The sequence below is a fragment of the Anoxybacteroides tepidamans genome (genome assembly GCF_014201465.1).
In the GTDB taxonomy this organism is placed as follows: Bacteria; Bacillota; Bacilli; order Bacillales; family Anoxybacillaceae; genus Anoxybacteroides; species Anoxybacteroides tepidamans.
In genome coordinates this window covers 95,133-114,465 of the sequence record NZ_JACHEP010000008.1, presented here as the reverse complement: position 1 = coordinate 114,465, position 19,333 = coordinate 95,133, and the positions used below count along the sequence as shown (strand labels likewise).

Here is a 19,333-nt window from a genome sequence, read left to right as displayed (position 1 = left end):
GCAATTTTTAAGCGGGCGCTTAAAGGGAGCATTTGACCGCATGCGTGTAGAGTTATACGTATAATCTTCTTCTCCTCCTGTCTTTTCTAAAAAAAACAAAACTGAAAGGGGAAATCAAAATGTTGATGTTTAAAGAAGAGTATGGAAGCAGAGATGACGCATTTAACGGAGCGATCGAGAAGGTATTTGAGATGATTGAAGGAGCATACGAATGGGATTTGGATGCAGCGGATAACATATATCCACTCGAACGCAGAAAGATAAGTTTAACTAATGAGAAAGGCGAGAATGTCGGTAGAGTGACGATCGACATATATCCATCAGAAGAAGACGGTTATTACATTGTTGAAGTTTATTTGATTAGTGGCAATATATCACCGATCACGGCTGTTTACACGGCGCGTGAAGCGGAAAAAATATGGGAATTAGGACAGAACACCGTCGTTAAATGGATTGAGCGAGGGAAGTTTAAGGTAAGTGAAGCACGGAAAAGTGGTGGCACGTGGTTAGTCACTTATAAAGGGATGGAACGAGTGGCTGGTCGTTTAGATGATTCGTGGATGAAGGAGATTGTTGAAAATTACGTCGATGGATTGAAAACATTTATTGATGAAGCGGACATGTTCTACGCGTGCGATTATGTTGATGAGATTGAAGATATACTCGATGAAAAAGAGATTGAGTACACAGATATGGAAAAAGAAAAAATAAAACGACTAATCATAAGAGAATTAGTTGAAGAATACGGAGAAGATAACGTGTTTTATGGTTCTTATGAGCACAAAATTGTTATCAACGATAAAATTGAAACCATTTGCGCTCAACTAGTAATTAGAAAATAGTGATATCAACCAAGTGACAGAAAAACAGGTATCACGTCGTTTAAGAAAAAGTGACAGAAAACTGAAAGAAAAATGAAGGAAAAATGACAGAATATTTCTGTTTAGACGTGTTATGATTGTATCGTGGATATTTTATTTGAAGTAGGGCGTCACTCCGATCGGGGTGGCGTTTACATTTATTTACGCACACTATTGTTATTAAAATCTCATTTTCGATGCATCGCGCTGCGTATGTCGCCAGTTTCGTTCCTTTTCCTTGCGAATAGCTTTCAATCGCTTTAATCAAGCCGATCGTGCCGATTGAAATTAAATCTTCCACATCTTCGCCTGTATTTTCAAACTTTTTCACAATATGAGCGACAAGCCGCAAGTTATGCTCAATTAACAGATTGCGCGCCTCTTCGTCGCCTTCTGCCATCTGCTGCAAATATTTTTCTTCCTCTTGTGCGCTCAACGGCTGGGGAAATGCATTGTTTTTAATATATGAAACTAAAAACATTAATTCTTTCATAATGAACGCCAATGCAGACAAAATGCCGGACATTTTCTCACCCCACCCTCGTCGTTTTAGGCGTGCGCCTATTACTTATATGTATGAATGAGAAAGATTGTCCGTGTTTGGACACATAAAACATCCATGAATAATTTTTACTCTCCACCCAAACATGAAAACAACGCTCATGGATCGTTTATTTTCACAGAAAAAAAGAAAGGAAGTTATTTACATTATTATAAAAATATTATTGACACGTCACATTGATCATATTAGAATAACTTTGTTATTTTATGTCCAAAAGGAGGTAGACGAATGAGAAAAATAGGATTGGCATGGCAAATTTTTATTGGATTGCTCCTCGGGATTGCAGTCGGGACTGTTTTTTATGGAAATCCGGAAGTCGCGACTTATTTGCAGCCGATTGGTGATATTTTCCTTCGTTTAATTAAAATGATCGTTATTCCAATTGTCGTGGCGAGCCTTGTGGTTGGTGTCGCAAACGTTGGTGATATTAAAAAACTTGGAAAATTGGGTGGAAAAACAATTGTTTATTTTGAAATTATTACTACAATAGCAATCGTCGTTGGACTACTAGCTGCAAACTTGTTTCAACCAGGCGCGGGCGTCAATATGAAGACGCTTGAAAAAACCGACATTCAAACATATGTCGATACAACGAATCAAGTACAAAGCCATTCGATGATTGACACCGTCGTCAATATCGTTCCGAAAAACATTTTTGAAGCGCTCTCAACCGGAAACATGTTGGCGATTATTTTCTTTTCTGTCATGTTCGGTTTAGGGGTTGCGGCGATCGGCGAAAAAGGGAAAATAGTATTGCAGTTTTTCCAGGGCGTAGCCGAAGCGATGTTTTACGTCACGAACCAAATTATGAAATTTGCGCCGTTGGGCGTATTTGCTTTAATTGGCGTAACCGTTTCGAAATTCGGCGTGCAATCGCTCATTCCGTTAAGCAAATTAGTCATTGTTGTATATGGCACGATGCTTTTCTTCATCATTGTTGTTCTTGGGATTGTGGCTAAATTAGCTGGAGTAAATATATGGAATATTATTAAAATTTTAAAAGACGAACTCATTCTTGCTTATAGTACAGCCAGTTCAGAAACGGTGTTGCCGAAAGTTATGGAGAAAATGGAGAAGTTCGGCTGCCCAAAGGCGATTACGTCATTTGTCATTCCGACAGGGTATTCCTTTAACTTAGATGGCTCTACGCTGTATCAAGCGTTAGCGGCAATTTTTATCGCGCAGTTGTACGGCATCGATATGCCAATTTCTCAACAAATTTCGCTTTTATTAGTGCTGATGGTCACCTCGAAAGGAATTGCCGGAGTGCCAGGCGTATCGTTTGTCGTCTTGTTAGCGACGCTCGGAACGGTCGGAATTCCGGTCGAAGGCTTAGCATTTATCGCTGGCATTGACCGCATTTTAGACATGGCGCGCACAGCGGTCAACGTCATCGGCAACTCGCTCGCTGCAGTTGTCATGTCAAAGTGGGAAGGGCAATATAACGAAGAAAAAGCAGCTCAATACGTCAATGAAGTGGTTAAAAGCGCATAACCGAAATCGTGGCTACCTCATGAGTGAGGTGGCCGAATTTTTTTATTTTTTTCCGATTTACCGTATAGTATAATTTACTGTTGAATATGGTGTAATAAGAGCTTGGTTTATACATTAGGAGGAAATAGGATGCACGAGTTCATTCAAACAATTTTTACGTTTCTCGTTGATTTAGGGTACATCGGAATTGCGCTTGCTTTAATGATTGAAGTCATTCCGAGCGAAATTGTACTAGCGTATGCGGGTTATTTAGTGTCGCGAGGAGAAGTGTCTTTTGTCGGCGCGGTCATCGCTGGAACGATCGGTGGCACGATTGCACAACTTTTTCTTTATTGGATGGGGCTTTATGGTGGTCGTCCATTTTTGGATAAATACGGAAAATATTTGTTAATTAAGAAAAAACATCTTGATTTGTCAGAAGAATGGTTCCAAAAATACGGACCGGGTGTCATTTTTACCGCAAGATTTATTCCCGTTGTCCGTCATGCGATTTCGATTCCGGCCGGCGTTGCGAAAATGTCATGGTCGAAATTTACTTTATATACTGTAGGGGCTGTTATTCCTTGGTCGATTTTCTTTATTTTTCTTGGCGAGCGTCTAGGAAGCAATTGGCAAAAAATTAATGAAATCGCCCAGCCGTATTTACGTCCGGTGATCATCGGAGCGATTGTTGCCATGCTGTTGTATATCGGCTTCCATTTTTATCGTCGTAGAAAAAATGGATCTGTCTAGGGAGGGGAAGATGACAAAATTTGAAGCATTTATTTTAGGGATGATTCAAGGTCTGACCGAATTTTTGCCGATTAGTAGCACCGGTCATTTGTATTTAGGAAGGCGTTTATTCGGTCTAGACGAGGCAGGTTTGTTTCTCGATACGATGCTTCATATCGGAACATTAATTGCGGTATTTGTTATTTATAAAGAAGAATTGCTTTACATGATTCGAAAGCCGCTCAGCAAGCTTACTTTTTTGTTAGTCATTGGCACAATCCCGGCGGTTGTCGTAGGATTGTTGCTTAAAGATTATTTTGAAGAAATTTCAAAAACAGGTGTTACGATCGGTTGGGAATTTCTCATTACCGCTGTATTTCTTTGGGTTGCCGATGGAGTGAAAAATGGCTATAAGCGCATGGAAGATATTACATACACTGATGCGTTCGTGATTGGTATCTTTCAAGCAGCAGCGATTTTTCCAGCAATTTCTCGTTCTGGGCTGACGATTGTCGGCGGACTAATTCGCAAATTAGATCGCGAAACGTCTGCGTATTTTTCTTTCTTATTATCGATCCCGGCCATCGCAGGGGCGATTGTTTTGCAGTCATTCGATTTGCTTGAAGGAAGGGTGGAACAAATTTCCGCAAGCTCCTTGTTTGCCGGAACTGTTTCATCGGCTTTATTCGGCTATATCGCGGTGCGGTGGATGATCCGCTATTTGCAAAAACATTCGCTCAAATTATTTGCGGCTTATGTATGGATTCTTGGCTTGCTTGTGTTGACGTTTCAAATAACAGGGAGATTTTAAAACGGTCCGTAGTGGCCGTTCTTTGTTGATTATACCGTCTTCATTCGCTATAGTTATCATTAGAGAAAATTGAAAAAAGAAATGGGTTGAATGGGATACGATGGTAAAAAAATGGATTGTTTTGGCTTTGATCGTAGCAGTGGGATTTTTTCTTATCCCGTATAGTTTGCCGCTTATTTTGGCGTTTATTACAGCACTTTTGTTAGAACCGCCAGTAAAAAAATTGCAAAAAAATGATCGCATGAAACGTATTCATGCTGTGACGATTGTATTTTCCCTTTTTTTATTAGGAATGGGGTGTATTTCTTATTTCATCGTTGTGATTCTCGTCGAGCAAACGATGATGTTTTCCCAAAAACTCCCGTTTCTTTTATCTGAAATGACGACTGTTGTGAATCAATTGATTCAGAGGTGGCAGTCGTACTCCAGTTCCATACCGAGAGAAATTATTGATTCACTAGAAAATAGTGTAGAGACAGTAAAAAACTTGCTTCTGTCGTTTGCGACGAATGTAACTCAATCGATGATTCGTTATATTACGATGATTCCGGAGTTTATGATTCATTTTCTCGTTTATTTAATCGCGCTTTTTCTCATTAGTTTAGATTGGCCGAAGCTGAAAAAAGGGATCGAAATGCATTTATCGGAACGTACGAAGCAGCGGCTAACGATTATTATGACGCAATTAAGCCGCGCGGGTGTCGGTTTTATCAAGGCGCAATTTTTGTTGAGCATCATTACGTTTTTGCTTGCGTTAGGCGGATTGTTAATATTAAGAGTCGATTATCCTCTCCTGTTTTCGCTTTTGATTGTGATTGTGGACATTTTGCCGATTTTAGGAACAGGGTCGGTACTTGTGCCATGGGGGATTTTGAACATCGCCAACGGCCATGAAGCGACAGGAATTGGCCTTATTGTCTTATTTGTTGTGATCACGGTCATTCGCCGGACAATTGAGCCGAAAATTTTCTCTTCCAATTTAGGCATTAGCCCGCTGGCGGCTTTAGTGAGCGTATATTTAGGTTTCCGGTTGCTAGGCTTTGCCGGGTTGTTTGTCGGACCTGCGCTCGTTATTATTATCGAGGCGATGGTCAAAGCGGGGGTTATTAAATTTACGTTTAAAATTTAGTAAAAAGGCTGACGGGAAGTGAGATCCCTAGTCAGCCTTTTTACTTACTTGTATTAGGGGCAATAAGAATTTCAACGCGGCGGTTCTTCATTCGCCCTTCTGGTGTGTCATTCGATGCGATCGGCTGAAACTCTCCGTATCCTTTCGCGCTAAACAAGCGAGGATCGAGCTGTTTGTTTTCTAAGAGCAGTTTCATAAAATTGACTGCCCGCATCACACTTAATTCCCAGTTTGAGGCAAATTTTGAATTGTGAATTGGAACGTTGTCCGTATGACCGCTGACGATAATGTTGCGCGGTGGATTCATAACAAGCAGACGGGAAATTTCTTTGGCGACTTGTTTATATTGCGGCTTTACTTCTGCGCTTCCTGAATCAAATAGCACGTCGTTGGAAATCGTCACAAGTAGTCCTTCTTCGGTTAAAGTTGTTTTCAAATCGCTTTGCAAATGTTGGGTTTCAATATATTGATTGATTTTCGCTTGAATTTCCCGCAATCCTTTTTGTTCAATAATGGCTTGTTGTTGATTTTTTGTTAACCGCTCTTTGTTCGGAATTGATGTTTGCGGATTGTTTTGTTCAACAGGACTTGGAAAATCAAATACCCCTACACCGCCCGCTAATGCGCTGCTGAGGGAGCGAGCGATTTGATCGAATTTTTTTTGGTCGATTTGACTGCTTGCAAACAACACGATAAAAAGTGCCAGCAACAACGTCAATAAATCTGCATACGGAATGAGCCATGTTTCATCAATATGATCTTCACGGTGATGCTTCTTTTTTTTACTCATTTTTTGCCTCTCCCTGTCCTAATATTTTTTTCCGTTCGCTTTCCGGGAGATAGGATGCCAATTTTTGTTCGATTGCACGCGGTGCTTGTCCTTCTAAAATCGATAACACTCCTTCGATCATTACCTGTCTTACTTTTGCTTCTTCTTTTGATTTTTGTTTTAATTTATTCGCAAATGGGTGCCATAATACATATCCTGTGAAAATCCCCATCAATGTCGCCACGAACGCCGAACTAATTGCAAGGCCGAGTTCGCCGACGTTATCCATATTTCCTAAAGCAGCAATTAATCCTACGACTGCCCCTAATACCCCGAGCGTCGGAGCATATGTCCCGGCTTGTGTAAAAATGGCAGCATTTGCTTGATGGCGCTCTTCCATCGCCGCAATTTCTTCGGACATGACATCGCGAATAAAATCTTGCGTTTGTCCGTCAATCGCTAAGCTGAGCCCGTTGCGCAAAAACGGATCTTCAATCTCTTCTACTTTTGCTTCTAACGCTAACAATCCTTCGCGCCGTGCAATGTTTGCCCATTCGACGAAAAGAGGAATAAGCTCCTCGATCGTCGGAATTTTTTGCTCTTTAAAAATGACTCTAAACAATTTTGGAAGCCGCTTAATATCTCGGGTAGGAAAGGCGATTGTAACCGCTGCCGCTGTTCCGACGATGATGATAAAAAATGCAGCAGGGTTGATTAATACGCTAGGGCTGACTCCTTTAAAATACATACCAAGCCCTACGGCAATAATTCCGAGAATAATCCCAATAATCGACGTTTTATCCAAAAACAATCCCCCCGTTACTTGTACAACATACAAACACAGTTGCTTTATTTACGTGAACAAACCTCATTCATTGTTCAAACTTATCATATAATTAATATAAAAGATTGAAAAGGGAATTTGGTACGAATCTTAAAATTAAATAGAAAAAGCTGTCCGTTATATGGACAGCCGTGACCGTCACACTTTTTTCAACTTAAACGTTCCGACCATTAAAAATGATAAAATCATAATGAGAAAAATGAAAAATTGCGGTGGAAAATAATGAATCGTTAAATAGCTTAACGTAAGCAACACACCTGCAGCGGTAATCGGCAAACCGGAAAAATAGCCGTTGTTTTCCGAAATGTTAAAGCGCGCCAGACGAAACGCGCCGCAGCCGATATATAAAATCGTAAAAAACGCGCCAGGTACGCCAAAATCTTGCAATAAACTTTGATAAAGCAATAGTGCGGGTGCCACTCCAAATGATATAATATCACTCATTGAGTCCAATTGTTTGCCAAGTTCCGATTCAATATTGAGCTTTCGCGCAACCGTTCCATCGAACCGATCGGCGAGCGCAGCGAGAAAAATAAACAACAAGCTGGCGTTGAACTGCCCCTTCATCGTGAATAAAATGGAAAAGCCGCCTAGCGTCAAATTGGTCAAGGTCAATATGTTCGCAGTATTCGCTTTCAGCTTTTTTAACGTATGATCAATATAATCGGATAAAAACATGCTTTCACGCTCCTTTTCACTATCGGACGAAACAACAAGATATACTTCCATTATACTCATTTTATTTATAATATGGGAAGTAGTAAAAGTTCATTCTAGGATAAATTGGAGGGAATATGTTTGTTAAAATGGTTATACCGGCTCATGATTGAATTAACCAATCATGCGATTTCTGCAAAATTTATTGCGTTTTTTACAAAATCACGACTCAGCGCTTGGCTTATTCCATCTTATGCAAAAGTGTACGAGATTAATCAAGATGAGATGGAAAAAAGTTTGCGTTATTATAAAACACTGCAGCAGCTGTTTATTCGTAAATTAAAAGCTGACGCAAGGCCGATTGATGAAACACCCAACAGCATCATTAGCCCTGTCGATGCGGTTATTGAAGAGATCGGTACTATTAGCGAACAAAAAAACATCGTTGTGAAAGGAAAAACATACTCCATTTCGGAGATGCTCGGAAGCGAAGCAATTGCCGAAAAATATTTAAACGGACTATTTATCATTTTATATTTAAGTCCAAGCCATTATCATCGCATTCATAGTCCAATATCTGGAGTTATCACGAGACAATGGGCGCTCGGGAAAAGGTCCTACCCTGTCAATCGACTTGGCTTAAAGTATGGAAAAAAACCGTTGTCAAAAAATTATCGGATGATTACCGAGATAAGTGACGGCGGAAAGCATTTAGCAGTAGTCAAAGTGGGTGCGATGTTTGTCAACAGCATTGAATTGACCCATCCAAATGAACATCTGATCAAAGGACAAGAAATGGCTTATTTTTCATTTGGTTCAACCGTTGTTTTGTTGTTTGAAAAAGATAGCGTCAAACTTGATTCGCGAATTGTCGCGCCGATGGGGATTAAAGTTGGCGAGCGAATCGGTTACTGGAAATAAGAAAGGCGCAAAGTGCCTCCCATTTCGCCTAAAAGCAGCCTGCGTCCTGCGGAGAGCGGCGAAATGCCGTCGTCCTAGTTCCGTGAAGATCGCACAAGCCTCGCCGTGAAAAGGCTCAGACGAAGCAAAGCATGGCTTTGCATGGGTAGGCTCGGTTCGAAGGAGTAAATCAATGTGTCAACGCCTACGGATGGCGCTTGGAGTTAGGAAGCGATTGAGAAACTTATACTTCCTTATCTTTAAAAAAAGAGCCCGATGGCTCCCATTATGATGAAAGTTTAATTTTATGTCCCAATGAACGTCGGAAAATTTCTCTTTCGATTAACTCGATAAACTCAGGGTTCAACTTTAATTCTACTGCTTTATAATACGATTCGATCAGCAAATCGTCCGATAAATATTTCATGGCGAGAACCCTCCTTTTAACGATAGAATAAAAGTGACAACCAATACATATAATGGTAAGTTACTTTTACTGTATCACGATTATGCGCAGAGAACAACTGTTCTGTTATCCACAGCAACTGGTGGATAACGTGTGGAAAATATGTTTATAAACGTTTAAAAGCAAGGAAAAATGGCTGTGAATGATGTGGGTATATTTATCCACAGTTTGTGAAAAAGGAGAATTTTGTCGAAATTTTTTTTAGTTTTGTATATATTTGTAAAAGTTTGTTTTGAAACGATGTCGAAAATTATGTATGATGAGAAAAGGTTGGATTACGGAAGCGAAAGGTGGGAAAAGGTGCGTGCTGCATTATTTTTTGCCGAATCAATACGCAAAAAACGTATTGGAAATCACGCCTAAACAGCTGAAAGAAAAAGGAGTAAAAGGGATTATTACTGATTTAGATAATACGCTTGTCGAATGGGATCGCCCGGCGGCGACGCCGCAGCTAGTCAAATGGTTTGAAGACATGAGAAATAGTGGCATTCAAGTTGTGATCGTATCAAATAATAACAAGAATCGAGTAAAATCGTTTGCCGACCCGCTCGGCATTCCGTTTATTTTTGAAGCGAGAAAGCCGTTAACGCGGGCGTTCCAACAAGCGCTAAAGGAGATGAATTTAAAAAAAGAAGAAGTTGTTGTTATTGGTGATCAATTGTTAACTGACGTATTAGGCGGCAACCGGCTTGGCTTGCATACGATTTTAGTTGTTCCTGTTGCGCAAACGGACGGATTTTGGACGAGGTTCAACCGGAAAATTGAACGGCAACTTTTGCATATGATGAGACGAAAAGGGATGATTTATTGGGAGGAATGATTACATGATTCGTTGTATCGGTTGTGGAGTACAAATTCAAACAGAAGACGAGAACAAAATCGGCTATGCTCCTCCTGCCGCTTTGGAAAAAGAAGAAATCATTTGCCAGCGCTGCTTTCGTTTGAAACATTATAATGTGATTCAAGACGTGTCGTTAACGGACGATGACTTTTTAAAAATTTTGCACGGAATCGGCCAATCAGATGCGCTTGTCGTGAAAATTGTCGATATTTTTGATTTTAACGGCAGCTGGTTGCCGGGATTGCATCGTTTTGTCGGCAACAATCCGATTTTGCTTGTCGGCAACAAAGTCGATTTGCTTCCGAAATCGGCGAAATATCCAAAGCTCATTCAGTGGATGAAAAAATCAGCGAAAGAGCTAGGACTTCAGCCGATCGATGTTTGTTTAATCAGCGCATCTAAAGGAATCGGAATGAAGCGCGTGATGGAAGCGATCGAACAGCATCGGTCAGGAAAAGATGTATATGTCGTCGGTTGTACAAATGTTGGCAAATCGACGTTCATTAACCGCATCATTCAAGAAGTGACAGGAGAACGAAGCGTGATCACAACGTCATATTTTCTAGGAACGACGCTTGATATCATCGAAATTCCGCTCGATGACGGTGCGGCGATTTACGACACACCGGGGATTATCAACCATCACCAAATGGCGCATTTTGTTGATAAAAAAGATTTAAAAACGATCACGCCAAAGCGGGAAATTCATCCGAAAGTGTACCAGTTGAATGAACGGCAAACGCTATTTTTCGGCGGACTTGCACGGCTTGATTATATCAAGGGAGGTCGCCGTTCGTTCGTTTGCTATTTTGCAAACGAGCTCTTAATTCATCGAACGAAATTAGAAAACGCTGATGAGCTTTACGAAAAACAGCGGGGGGAATTGCTGCAGCCGCCGAAAAAAAATTATGTCGACGAGTTCCCACCGCTCGTTTCGCATTCGTTTACAATTAAAGAGCCGAAAACGGATATCGTATTTTCCGGCCTTGGTTGGGTGACGTGTAACGAACCGGGGGCGCAAATCGTTGCTTATGTGCCAAAAGGTGTAAATGTACTGATCAGAAAATCGCTGATTTAAAGATTTAGGGGGGAGAGGAAAATGAAGAAGCTTTACGGGGTGATTGGTTGTCCGATTCATCATTCGCTATCGCCATTGATGCATAACGATGCGTTTCAGCTGCTCGGGATCGATGCACATTATCACGCGTTTCATGTCGAGAAAGAAGATTTGCAAGAGGCGATCAAAGGACTAAAAGCGCTCGGTATTTCGGGGGTGAATGTGACGATTCCGCATAAAACGGCGGTCATTCCGTTCTTGGATGAAATCGATGAAATGGCAGCACGCATCGGAGCGGTGAACACAATTGTCAATGAAAACGGGCGCCTGATCGGCTATAATACAGATGGCTCGGGGTTTGTGCGGGCGCTGTCGGAAGAAACAAAAACAGACATTCAAGGAAAACACATTTTGCTCATTGGCGCGGGCGGAGCGGCAAGGGGCATTTATTTTGCGTTAGCTAGCGCACAAGCTTTGCGGATCGATATTTGTAACCGCACAAAGCTTAAAGCAGAGAAGCTAATAGAGGAATGTGATGTTTCCGTCGCTTCTACTGCTTATTCGCTTCAAGAAGCAGAAGAGCGTTTGAGCGAGTATGAGATCATTATTAATACGACATCGGTCGGTCTTTATCCGGACGTGGAAGTGATGCCGCTTTCGCTTACTTGCATGAAAGAGCACACTATCGTTAGCGATATTATTTACAATCCGCTTGAAACGAAATGGCTAAAAGAAGCGCGGCAGAAAGGTGCGATCGTACAAAACGGAGTCGGCATGTTTGTTTATCAAGGGGCACTGGCGTTTGAAAAGTGGACGGGAATTTTTCCGGACGTCGAACGGATGAAACAAGTGGTCATTCAACAATTAGGAGGAAAAACATGTTAACAGGAAAACAAAAACGTTTTTTACGGGCAGCGGCCCATCATTTAAAGCCAATTTTCCAAGTCGGAAAAGGCGGAGTCAATGAAAATATGGTGAAGCAAATTGTCGATGCGCTAGAAGCGCGTGAATTAATTAAAGTAAGCGTCTTGCAAAATTGTGAAGAGGAACGGGAAACGGTGGCCGCGCAACTTGCTTCCGGCGCAAAAGCAGAGCTTGTGCAAACGATCGGAAACACGATCGTGCTTTATAAAGAATCGAAAGAAAATAAACAAATTATTTTACCGCGTTAAATCAATACCCGGCTCACAAGGGGAAGGGAATAATGAAAAAAATTGGAATTTTCGGGGGGACGTTTGATCCGCCGCATAACGGCCATTTGTTAATGGCGAACGAAGTGTTACACGCTTTATCGTTATCGGAAATTTGGTTTATGCCGAACCATATCCCTCCTCATAAACAACATGAACAAATAACGAACAGCGATGATCGGCTGCATATGCTGGAACTGGCGATTGCTGATCATCCTTATTTCAAAATAGAAACGATCGAATTAAAACGGAGCGGCCCGTCTTATACGTATGACACAATGCGCCAATTAAAAGCGTTATATCCTAAGTATGAATTTTATTTTATTATCGGTGCGGACATGGTAGAATATTTGCCGCATTGGTATTGCATTGATCAGCTTGTTCATTTAGTCACGTTCGTCGGAGTGAAACGGCCAGGGTTTTCGCTTCATACGTCGTATTCGATCGTGGAAGTGGAAATTCCAGAATTTGCGGTTTCTTCTTCGCTCATTCGCGAGCGGGTGAAGCAAGGGAAGAGCATTCGGTATTTAGTGCCGGAATGTGTGCGACAGTACATTGAGAGGAAGAGGTTGTATGGAACGTCATGAGGCATTAGAAATCGTGAAAAAACAACTAACGGAACATCGCTATCAACATACGATCGGCGTGATGGAAACGGCAGTTGAGCTGGCGAAGCGATACGGTGCCGATGAGAAGAAGGCGGAATTAGCGGCGATTTTTCATGACTATGCAAAGTTTCGGCCGAAAGAAGAAATGAAACAAATTATTTTAGAGCAAAATATGCCAAACGATTTGCTTTCTTATAATACGGAACTGTGGCATGCTCCGGTTGGTGCGTATTTAGTGCAAACAGAAGTAGGCATTCAAGATGAAGACATTTTAAAGGCGATTCGCTACCATACGTCCGGGCGTGCTGACATGACGCTTTTAGAAAAAATTGTTTATGTAGCGGATTACATCGAACCAGGACGCATTTTTCAAGGAGTCGAAGAAGTGCGTGCATTGGCGCAGCAAGATTTAGATCAAGCGCTTCTTCAAGCATTGAAAAATACGGTTCAGTTTTTATTGAAAAAAAATCAGCCGATTTATCCAGATACGATTCATACGTATAACGCACTCATCATGAAGAAAAAGGGGGAATCTGTACATGACTGAACACGATATTTTGCGCGTTGTCGTTCAAGCTGCCGATGAAAAAAAAGCAGAAAATATTGTCGCCTTAAACATGAAAGGCATTTCTCTTGTGGCTGATTATTTTATGATTTGCCATGGGAATTCAGAAAAGCAAGTGCAAGCTATTGCACGGGAAATTAAAGAAAAAGCAGAAGAACACCACATTCCGGTGAAGCGTTTGGAAGGATTTGAAGAAGCAAAATGGATTTTGGTTGATTTGGGGGATGTCGTCGTTCACGTATTTCATAAAGATGACCGCGCTTATTATAATTTGGAGCGCCTTTGGGGCGATGCACCGCTTGAAGATGTAGCGAGTCAACAACCCAACGACTAAAGTCGTGGGCTTGAACGCTCCATGTTGACCTGACCAAGGTTGGAAACAGACCGCGCGTTTAGATGTCATGACACATATTCGTCTCATTCAACGATTGGATGGATACACGTATCGAAAGGAGGGAATGAAACTTGCGTAAGGCGCAAGGCGCAATTCCCCCCCACTCTTTCGGCAGGGGCTTCCTTGCGCGAGTTTCGTGATTTCGCGCTATGACTTATGAATCGTTTGCTTATTGGTATGACGAATTAATGAAAGATGCACCGTACGACGAATGGAGAGCGTTTGTGCATAAAAAAATTAAACAGTACGGACGTGCTGACACGAAGCGCTTGCTTGATGTTGGCTGCGGAACAGGGGAATTAGCCATTCGGCTAGCGAAAGACGGATTCGATGTGACCGGGGTCGATTTATCAGAAAATATGCTTGCTAGTGCACAAGCAAAAGCGGAGCAACAGCGCATCAACGTGGAATTTTTTCAACAAAACATGACGGAGTTAGAAGGATTTTTGCCATTTGACGGCGTCATAATTTTTTGCGATTCGCTCAATTATTTACAAAACGAAACGGACATTCAACAAACGTTTCAACGAATTTATGAATTGTTGCACGAAGGCGGGCTGTTATTGTTTGATGTTCATTCCGTCTATAAAATGGATCATGTATTTCAAGGTGCGACTTTTGCAAGCAACGATGAATCAATCAGCTATATTTGGATATGTGATCCATTGGAAACCCCGCATACGGTGGTACATGAATTGACGTTTTTTGTGCAAGAAGAAGACGGACGGTACGAACGATACGATGAGTGGCACATTCAGCGCACGTTCGATGTGAAGCAATACGAACAGTGGTTGACGTCTGCTGGGTTTACAGTGCTTGAAGTAAGCGCTGATTTTACGGATGTGCCACCTCATGATACGGCTGAGAGAATTTTCTTTGTGGCGAAAAAATAAGCTGTCCACACGGGAGGGCAGCTTTTTTTATTCAGCAAGAAGGATTTTTTACGTTTTTATCGAATGTTATTCGTGAAATTGCTCGTCGATTTTTTCGATCTCTTCGTTAAACTTAGCGTGTGTTTTTTCGAACACATGCTCAAATATCTCGCCTAATTCCGCTTCTAACACAGTGATGCCTTCTCCGGTAATTCCGCCCTTGACACATACTTTTTCCTGCAATGTTGGGAGCGTATACATCCCCTTTTTTAACAATTCTCCTAAGCCGATGATCATTTCGCTCGCAAGCTTATTAGCCATTTCTTTAGAGATGTTTGTTTTTTGTACAGCCGCATCGATAAACCGCTGCAACAAATAGCTAAAAAAGGCCGGACCGCAGCTTGCGATATCGGAGGCAACCCGCGTGATCTCTTGTTCAATCGATATAGGGATGGAAATATGTTCAAATAACTGTTCTATATATGCTCGATAGTGAGCTGAACAACGATTACCAAATGTCATGAGCGAACTTCCCGAAAGAGCTCGGTTCGTAATGCTCGGAATGACGCGAACGACATGGCAAGGAACGACGGACTCAAGCTGTTGAACCGTAATGGGGCTTGTAATCGAAACGAGACAATGATCTTTTGTCCAATAAGGAGATAGCTGCTTTAAAAGGGGGTGAATATCCAATGGTTTAATGCATAAAAATACAATGTTTGATCGTTTGATGACATCTTCCGGACTCGTTGCTACTTCGAGTTTCGGATACTTTTGTTGAATGTCGAGCGCTTTTTCGATCGTACGATTCGTAATAACGAGGTCAGTTGCGGCGACCGCTTTCGCTTCTAGCAGCGCTTCAATTAAAATTCTCCCCATATTTCCTGTGCCAATCACTCCGATTTTCATGGTTCGTCCCCCTTTCTTATTGGCCGATATCTCTCCTCTCAACGATATGTATGAATGAATCCACTTTTTTATTCATCATTTTCGAAAGGATGATCGTTTGTGTGGCAGTGGGGAAAAAAATATGAAAAGCAATGGTACGTTTTGGCGCTCATCGCTATTGTAGCAACTGTTATTTTCATCTATAGCGATCGCGAACAAGAACAATCTTTTGCTTTAACGGCAGATCCGCCTTTAGAGCAGAAAAACGCGGCAGAAATGAATGAAGAACAAGAACAGCAGCAGCCGATAGCACTGTTTGTAGACGTTAAAGGAGCTGTTGCTCGTCCGGGCGTTTACGAGGTAACGGAACATGCGCGCGTGAAAGATGTGATCGCGATGGCAGGGGGATTGACGAAAGAAGCGGATCATACAAAAGTCAATTTAGCAGCAAAAGTACATGATGAAATGATAATTTACGTTCCGGCGAAAGGGGAAGTTAGTGCCCCTGTGCCATCTGGTGATTCACAAGAAGAAAAGCCCAAAATTGATATTAACAGCGCCTCATTGGAAGAAATCCAAAAAATTCAGGGCATCGGTCCGGCAAAAGCAGCTGCGATTATCGCTTATCGCGAAGAACACGGACCGTTTCGAAAAATCGAAGACTTATTGAACGTATCAGGAATCGGGGAAAAGTCGCTCGAAAAAATGAAAGAGCAAATAATCATTCGCTAGTAAAATTGACGCCTTTTTTTCGACTCGTTACACTGTTATTATATGAATGTTAGGGGAGAGGTAAGAAATGGAACGAATTACATGGGATCAATATTTTATGGCGCAAAGTCATTTGTTAGCGTTGCGCAGCACGTGCACGCGCTTAGCGGTAGGGGCGACGATCGTTCGCGACAAGCGGATTATTGCGGGCGGATATAACGGTTCGATCGCAGGAGGAGCACATTGCATCGATGAAGGATGTTATGTCATCGACAATCATTGCGTTCGCACCATCCATGCAGAAATGAACGCCATTATTCAATGCGCCAAATTCGGAGTGCCAACCGAGGGAGCGGAAATATATGTGACGCATTTCCCGTGTCTGCATTGCTGCAAGGCGATCATTCAAAGCGGCATTCGCGCAGTATATTACGCCCAAGACTACAAAAACCATCCGTATGCGCTCGAACTGTTTCAACAAGCGAATGTGCTCGTTCGACATGTCCCATTTGATCGGGAAGTGCTATCGCTTCTTCAAAAGTAAACATCATGCCCTGACGCTTTTCGTTGTGATGGCGGCAGGGCGTGCCAAAAGGGGTGGTAGAAATGAAAGGGAATATGGTGTATGTAGCGATCGCTAGCATATGCGGGGTGGCGATTGGGTACCGAATATTACATGCATTTCATTTTGTGATCATCGCTAGTTATTTTTTGTTTCTTTTCCTTCGAAAACGTTCAATTTTGCTTCCATGCATACTCACAACAACCTTTTTTTCCTTCTATATGTTTTGGATTGACTATAACAATCAGACGATTCTTCCACAAAACAAAACTGACTTCTCCGTTCGCTTCGTCGCGCCCATTATAATTGATGGTGACCGGCTCAAAGCGGTCGTCAAAACGAAAGAAAAAGAAAAAGAAAAAGTACAACTAGTGTACCGGATCAAAAGCGAAAGCGAGAAGAAAGAGCTTTCTCATCTTACGATTGGCATGGTTTGCTCGTTCAAAGGAATGTTAGAAAGTCCCGAACCTCTTCGAAACTTTTACGCCTTTGATTATCGGCAATATTTGCGGTTTCAATATATTCATTGGATCATACGGCCCCAATCTTTTTCTCTTCGTCAGTGCCGCTCCACTTCGCTTACATTGTATGAAATGCTGCTGTCGCTGCGGCAGCAAGGCCTCTACGAAATTGCCGCATCTTTTCCTCCTTCTACTGTCGGAATTGTTCAAGCGCTTGTATACGGCGAGCGAACAGAGATGGACGATTCGCTCCTCGAAGGATATCAAAAGCTTGGATTAGTGCATTTATTGGCGATTTCCGGTTCTCATGTGACGTTGCTTGTAGGAGCATGCTTTTACGCGCTTATTCGTTTTTTGACGCGGGAAACGGCTGCTCTCCTTCTTCTTTGTCTTCTTCCGATCTATATTGTGATGACTGGTGCTTCCCCTTCCGTTGTTCGTGCATCGTTGATGGCGATGATTGTTTTATGGATTCGTTACAAAAAATCAAGCGTTCCCCCTTTGGATGCCATCAGTTGGGCATGTATCGCCATGCTTATTTTTCAGCCGTATACGTTATTTCAAGCAGGATTTCAATTGTCGTTTATCGTTTCATTGGCCCTCGTTTTGTCTAGTCAGATGATCGATCAATGTTCATCGGCGCTTTCCCGCCTTTTTCTTACGACATTAATTGCGCAAATAAGCGCCCTTCCGTTTTTGTTATACCACTTTTTTGAGTTTTCGCTTTTAAGCATTCCATTCAATATAGTCTTCGTTCCGCTTTATTCGTTTGTCATTTTGCCGCTTTCCCTTGTTTCATTAGGTGCGCACTACATATCGGAGTTGATGGGCGCGTTCTTCATCTGGGGATTGGAACATGTCATCGACATGACGAATCGATGGGTTCTTTTTTTCGCTGAAAACCGTTCGCTGTCAGTCGTTCTTGGACGTCCATCATCGTATTTGCTGGTTTGTTATGGGGTTGCGATTTTGTTTGCGTTTACGCAAATGGAGCGGAGGCGATACGGCGCTTTTGTGTATGTGCTAGCGGTGGTGGTTTTTCATGCGATCGTTCCGTATATGAACCGCTACGGAGAAGTCGTTTTTCTTGATGTCGGACAAGGGGATTGCATTTATATCGAACTGCCGCATCGGAAAGGGGTGTATCTTATCGACACAGGAGGGGCGGTTTCGTTTCCGAAGCAGCCGTGGCAAAAGCGAAACAGCGAATGGGATGTGGGGAAAAATGTTGTCGTTCCGTTTTTGAAAGGAAAAGGAGTTCGCGTGCTCGATCGGCTCATCATTACGCACGGAGATGCGGATCATATGGGGGCTGCCGTGGAAGTGATCAGAAACATCCAAGTGAAAGAGCTGTTCATCGGAAAAGGAGGGACAACGCATCCGCTGCAAGCATCGCTCGTGGCAGCGGCAAAGGACCTTGATATCACCGTGAAAGAAGTAGGGCGCGGCGATCGTTGGCGAATAGGGGATGCCGCATTTTATGTATTAAATCCGAATAAAGATGGGGAACCATCGACGGATAACAACCGTTCCATCGTTTTATACGCGAAGCTCGGACCGTTAGTATGGTTGTTTACAGGGGATCTCGAAAAAGAAGGGGAACAACAGCTGATTCACATGTTTCCCCGTTTGCGCGCAGATGTTTTAAAAATCGGCCATCACGGAAGTGAAACATCGACATCACAATCCTTTTTACAGACCATTACACCAAAACTAGCTGTTATTTCGGTCGGAAAAAACAACCGGTACCATCATCCGCACCCCGGTGTGATCGAACGTTTAAAAGCGCATCACATTAAGATTTTACGAACAGACGAACACGGAGCGATTCAATATCGATATACAAAGAAAACAGGAACCTTTACTGTCATTTTGCCATAATATATAGCACATATATAAGAGTTGAAATGCTGTTTTACATCCAGCTGATCACTCGCCATGTTATATCATATCAGTTTGTATTGAGATGAAAACAAAAACG

At 42.2% G+C, this 19,333-nt stretch carries 22 protein-coding genes and 1 pseudogene; 17 read left to right on the top strand and 6 right to left on the bottom strand.

Annotated features, from left to right (window positions below; all coding sequences use genetic code 11):
• Positions 1 to 119: 119 nt before the first annotated feature.
• Positions 120 to 842 (top strand): helix-turn-helix domain-containing protein, encoded by a 723-nt coding sequence (locus HNQ34_RS17280; protein WP_246364002.1) that lies wholly within the window; start codon positions 120 to 122, stop codon positions 840 to 842.
• A 195-nt stretch (positions 843 to 1,037) separates the two neighbouring features.
• On the opposite strand, the pseudogene HNQ34_RS09240 reads toward HNQ34_RS17280, so the two are convergent.
• Positions 1,038 to 1,386: pseudogene (locus HNQ34_RS09240) on the bottom strand (sigma-70 family RNA polymerase sigma factor); the annotation flags it as partial.
• Positions 1,387 to 1,650: 264 nt separating this feature from the next.
• Between HNQ34_RS09240 and HNQ34_RS09235 the strand changes: the two are divergent.
• From HNQ34_RS09235 to ytvI, 4 genes are all read left to right on the top strand, one after another.
• On the top strand, positions 1,651 to 2,916 hold the full coding sequence (locus tag HNQ34_RS09235; RefSeq protein WP_183253831.1) for a cation:dicarboxylate symporter family transporter: 1,266 nt from the start codon (positions 1,651 to 1,653) through the stop codon (positions 2,914 to 2,916).
• Between the two features lie 129 nt (positions 2,917 to 3,045).
• On the top strand, positions 3,046 to 3,648 hold the full coding sequence (locus HNQ34_RS09230; RefSeq protein ID WP_183253830.1) for a DedA family protein: 603 nt from the start codon (positions 3,046 to 3,048) through the stop codon (positions 3,646 to 3,648).
• A 10-nt stretch (positions 3,649 to 3,658) separates the two neighbouring features.
• Positions 3,659 to 4,438 (top strand): undecaprenyl-diphosphate phosphatase, encoded by a 780-nt coding sequence (locus tag HNQ34_RS09225; protein WP_183253828.1) that lies wholly within the window; start codon positions 3,659 to 3,661, stop codon positions 4,436 to 4,438.
• A gap of 100 nt (positions 4,439 to 4,538) precedes the next feature.
• A complete protein-coding gene (gene ytvI, locus HNQ34_RS09220) occupies positions 4,539 to 5,567 on the top strand; it encodes a sporulation integral membrane protein YtvI (protein WP_183253827.1) in 1,029 nt (342 codons plus the stop codon).
• Positions 5,568 to 5,607: 40 nt separating this feature from the next.
• On the opposite strand, the gene motB is transcribed toward ytvI, so the two are convergent.
• From motB to pssA, 3 genes are all read right to left on the bottom strand, one after another.
• Positions 5,608 to 6,357: a flagellar motor protein MotB gene (gene motB / locus HNQ34_RS09215; RefSeq protein ID WP_183253825.1), complete on the bottom strand. Its 750-nt coding sequence runs from the start codon at positions 6,355 to 6,357 to the stop codon at positions 5,608 to 5,610.
• Positions 6,350 to 7,141: a flagellar motor stator protein MotA gene (motA, locus tag HNQ34_RS09210; RefSeq protein WP_183253823.1), complete on the bottom strand. Its 792-nt coding sequence runs from the start codon at positions 7,139 to 7,141 to the stop codon at positions 6,350 to 6,352. Before motA ends, motB begins: the two co-directional genes overlap by 8 nt.
• A gap of 177 nt (positions 7,142 to 7,318) precedes the next feature.
• Positions 7,319 to 7,858 carry a CDP-diacylglycerol--serine O-phosphatidyltransferase gene (pssA, locus tag HNQ34_RS09205; RefSeq protein WP_183253821.1) on the bottom strand — a complete coding sequence of 180 codons (540 nt, stop codon included), beginning with the start codon at positions 7,856 to 7,858 and terminating at the stop codon, positions 7,319 to 7,321.
• A gap of 120 nt (positions 7,859 to 7,978) precedes the next feature.
• On the opposite strand from pssA, the gene HNQ34_RS09200 reads away from it, so the two are divergent.
• Positions 7,979 to 8,758, top strand: a complete 780-nt coding sequence (locus HNQ34_RS09200; protein ID WP_183253819.1) for a phosphatidylserine decarboxylase — start codon at positions 7,979 to 7,981, stop codon at positions 8,756 to 8,758.
• Between the two features lie 265 nt (positions 8,759 to 9,023).
• Here HNQ34_RS09200 and HNQ34_RS09195 read toward each other — a convergent pair whose 3' ends face one another.
• Entirely contained in the window at positions 9,024 to 9,164 is a 141-nt protein-coding gene (locus HNQ34_RS09195) for a sporulation histidine kinase inhibitor Sda (RefSeq protein ID WP_183253817.1), read from the bottom strand.
• 343 nt (positions 9,165 to 9,507) lie between these two features.
• Here HNQ34_RS09195 and HNQ34_RS09190 point away from each other — a divergent pair, with 343 nt between their 5' ends.
• The 8 genes from HNQ34_RS09190 (at position 9,508) to HNQ34_RS09155 (ending at position 14,751) form a co-directional block, all read left to right on the top strand.
• The gene (locus HNQ34_RS09190; protein WP_183253815.1) at positions 9,508 to 10,023 is read left to right on the top strand and encodes a YqeG family HAD IIIA-type phosphatase; all 516 of its coding nucleotides are present in this window, start codon (positions 9,508 to 9,510) and stop codon (positions 10,021 to 10,023) included.
• A gap of 4 nt (positions 10,024 to 10,027) precedes the next feature.
• Positions 10,028 to 11,122, top strand: a complete 1,095-nt coding sequence (gene yqeH, locus HNQ34_RS09185) for a ribosome biogenesis GTPase YqeH (protein WP_183253813.1) — start codon at positions 10,028 to 10,030, stop codon at positions 11,120 to 11,122.
• Between the two features lie 21 nt (positions 11,123 to 11,143).
• Positions 11,144 to 11,986 (top strand): shikimate dehydrogenase, encoded by an 843-nt coding sequence (gene aroE / locus HNQ34_RS09180; RefSeq protein WP_183253812.1) that lies wholly within the window; start codon positions 11,144 to 11,146, stop codon positions 11,984 to 11,986.
• The gene (gene yhbY / locus HNQ34_RS09175) at positions 11,980 to 12,273 is read left to right on the top strand and encodes a ribosome assembly RNA-binding protein YhbY (protein WP_183253810.1); all 294 of its coding nucleotides are present in this window, start codon (positions 11,980 to 11,982) and stop codon (positions 12,271 to 12,273) included. Before aroE ends, yhbY begins: the two co-directional genes overlap by 7 nt.
• Before the next feature lie 32 nt (positions 12,274 to 12,305).
• Positions 12,306 to 12,878, top strand: a complete 573-nt coding sequence (locus tag HNQ34_RS09170; RefSeq protein ID WP_183253809.1) for a nicotinate-nucleotide adenylyltransferase — start codon at positions 12,306 to 12,308, stop codon at positions 12,876 to 12,878.
• Positions 12,865 to 13,446, top strand: a complete 582-nt coding sequence (yqeK, locus tag HNQ34_RS09165) for a bis(5'-nucleosyl)-tetraphosphatase (symmetrical) YqeK (RefSeq protein ID WP_183253807.1) — start codon at positions 12,865 to 12,867, stop codon at positions 13,444 to 13,446. The genes HNQ34_RS09170 and yqeK overlap by 14 nt, the downstream gene beginning before the upstream one ends.
• Positions 13,439 to 13,798 carry a ribosome silencing factor gene (rsfS, locus tag HNQ34_RS09160; protein WP_183253805.1) on the top strand — a complete coding sequence of 120 codons (360 nt, stop codon included), beginning with the start codon at positions 13,439 to 13,441 and terminating at the stop codon, positions 13,796 to 13,798. The genes yqeK and rsfS overlap by 8 nt, the downstream gene beginning before the upstream one ends.
• A gap of 209 nt (positions 13,799 to 14,007) precedes the next feature.
• Positions 14,008 to 14,751, top strand: a complete 744-nt coding sequence (locus HNQ34_RS09155; RefSeq protein WP_183253803.1) for a class I SAM-dependent DNA methyltransferase — start codon at positions 14,008 to 14,010, stop codon at positions 14,749 to 14,751.
• Between the two features lie 66 nt (positions 14,752 to 14,817).
• On the opposite strand, the gene comER is transcribed toward HNQ34_RS09155, so the two are convergent.
• Positions 14,818 to 15,639, bottom strand: a complete 822-nt coding sequence (gene comER, locus HNQ34_RS09150) for a late competence protein ComER (RefSeq protein ID WP_183253801.1) — start codon at positions 15,637 to 15,639, stop codon at positions 14,818 to 14,820.
• Positions 15,640 to 15,738: 99 nt separating this feature from the next.
• On the opposite strand from comER, the gene HNQ34_RS09145 reads away from it, so the two are divergent.
• From HNQ34_RS09145 to HNQ34_RS09135, 3 genes are all read left to right on the top strand, one after another.
• On the top strand, positions 15,739 to 16,350 hold the full coding sequence (locus HNQ34_RS09145) for a helix-hairpin-helix domain-containing protein (RefSeq protein WP_183253799.1): 612 nt from the start codon (positions 15,739 to 15,741) through the stop codon (positions 16,348 to 16,350).
• A 67-nt stretch (positions 16,351 to 16,417) separates the two neighbouring features.
• Positions 16,418 to 16,873: a ComE operon protein 2 gene (locus HNQ34_RS09140; protein WP_183253797.1), complete on the top strand. Its 456-nt coding sequence runs from the start codon at positions 16,418 to 16,420 to the stop codon at positions 16,871 to 16,873.
• Positions 16,874 to 16,935: 62 nt separating this feature from the next.
• On the top strand, positions 16,936 to 19,233 hold the full coding sequence (locus HNQ34_RS09135) for a DNA internalization-related competence protein ComEC/Rec2 (RefSeq protein ID WP_183253795.1): 2,298 nt from the start codon (positions 16,936 to 16,938) through the stop codon (positions 19,231 to 19,233).
• The last annotated feature ends 100 nt before the right edge of the window (positions 19,234 to 19,333 follow it).

Excerpts from the sequence above, each read along its gene's own strand:
- HNQ34_RS17280 (WP_246364002.1), top strand. The coding sequence starts at position 120 with ATGTTGATGTTTAAAGAAGAGTATGGAAGCAGAGATGACGCATTTAAC.
- HNQ34_RS09235 (WP_183253831.1), top strand. The coding sequence starts at position 1,651 with ATGAGAAAAATAGGATTGGCATGGCAAATTTTTATTGGATTGCTCCTC.
- HNQ34_RS09230 (WP_183253830.1), top strand. The coding sequence starts at position 3,046 with ATGCACGAGTTCATTCAAACAATTTTTACGTTTCTCGTTGATTTAGGG.
- HNQ34_RS09225 (WP_183253828.1), top strand. The coding sequence starts at position 3,659 with ATGACAAAATTTGAAGCATTTATTTTAGGGATGATTCAAGGTCTGACC.
- ytvI (WP_183253827.1), top strand. The coding sequence starts at position 4,539 with ATGGTAAAAAAATGGATTGTTTTGGCTTTGATCGTAGCAGTGGGATTT.
- motB (WP_183253825.1), bottom strand. The coding sequence starts at position 6,357 with ATGAGTAAAAAAAAGAAGCATCACCGTGAAGATCATATTGATGAAACA.
- pssA (WP_183253821.1), bottom strand. The coding sequence starts at position 7,858 with ATGTTTTTATCCGATTATATTGATCATACGTTAAAAAAGCTGAAAGCG.
- HNQ34_RS09195 (WP_183253817.1), bottom strand. The coding sequence starts at position 9,164 with ATGAAATATTTATCGGACGATTTGCTGATCGAATCGTATTATAAAGCA.
- yqeH (WP_183253813.1), top strand. The coding sequence starts at position 10,028 with ATGATTCGTTGTATCGGTTGTGGAGTACAAATTCAAACAGAAGACGAG.
- aroE (WP_183253812.1), top strand. The coding sequence starts at position 11,144 with ATGAAGAAGCTTTACGGGGTGATTGGTTGTCCGATTCATCATTCGCTA.
- yhbY (WP_183253810.1), top strand. The coding sequence starts at position 11,980 with ATGTTAACAGGAAAACAAAAACGTTTTTTACGGGCAGCGGCCCATCAT.
- HNQ34_RS09170 (WP_183253809.1), top strand. The coding sequence starts at position 12,306 with ATGAAAAAAATTGGAATTTTCGGGGGGACGTTTGATCCGCCGCATAAC.
- yqeK (WP_183253807.1), top strand. The coding sequence starts at position 12,865 with ATGGAACGTCATGAGGCATTAGAAATCGTGAAAAAACAACTAACGGAA.
- rsfS (WP_183253805.1), top strand. The coding sequence starts at position 13,439 with ATGACTGAACACGATATTTTGCGCGTTGTCGTTCAAGCTGCCGATGAA.
- HNQ34_RS09155 (WP_183253803.1), top strand. The coding sequence starts at position 14,008 with ATGACTTATGAATCGTTTGCTTATTGGTATGACGAATTAATGAAAGAT.
- comER (WP_183253801.1), bottom strand. The coding sequence starts at position 15,639 with ATGAAAATCGGAGTGATTGGCACAGGAAATATGGGGAGAATTTTAATT.
- HNQ34_RS09140 (WP_183253797.1), top strand. The coding sequence starts at position 16,418 with ATGGAACGAATTACATGGGATCAATATTTTATGGCGCAAAGTCATTTG.
- HNQ34_RS09135 (WP_183253795.1), top strand. The coding sequence starts at position 16,936 with ATGAAAGGGAATATGGTGTATGTAGCGATCGCTAGCATATGCGGGGTG.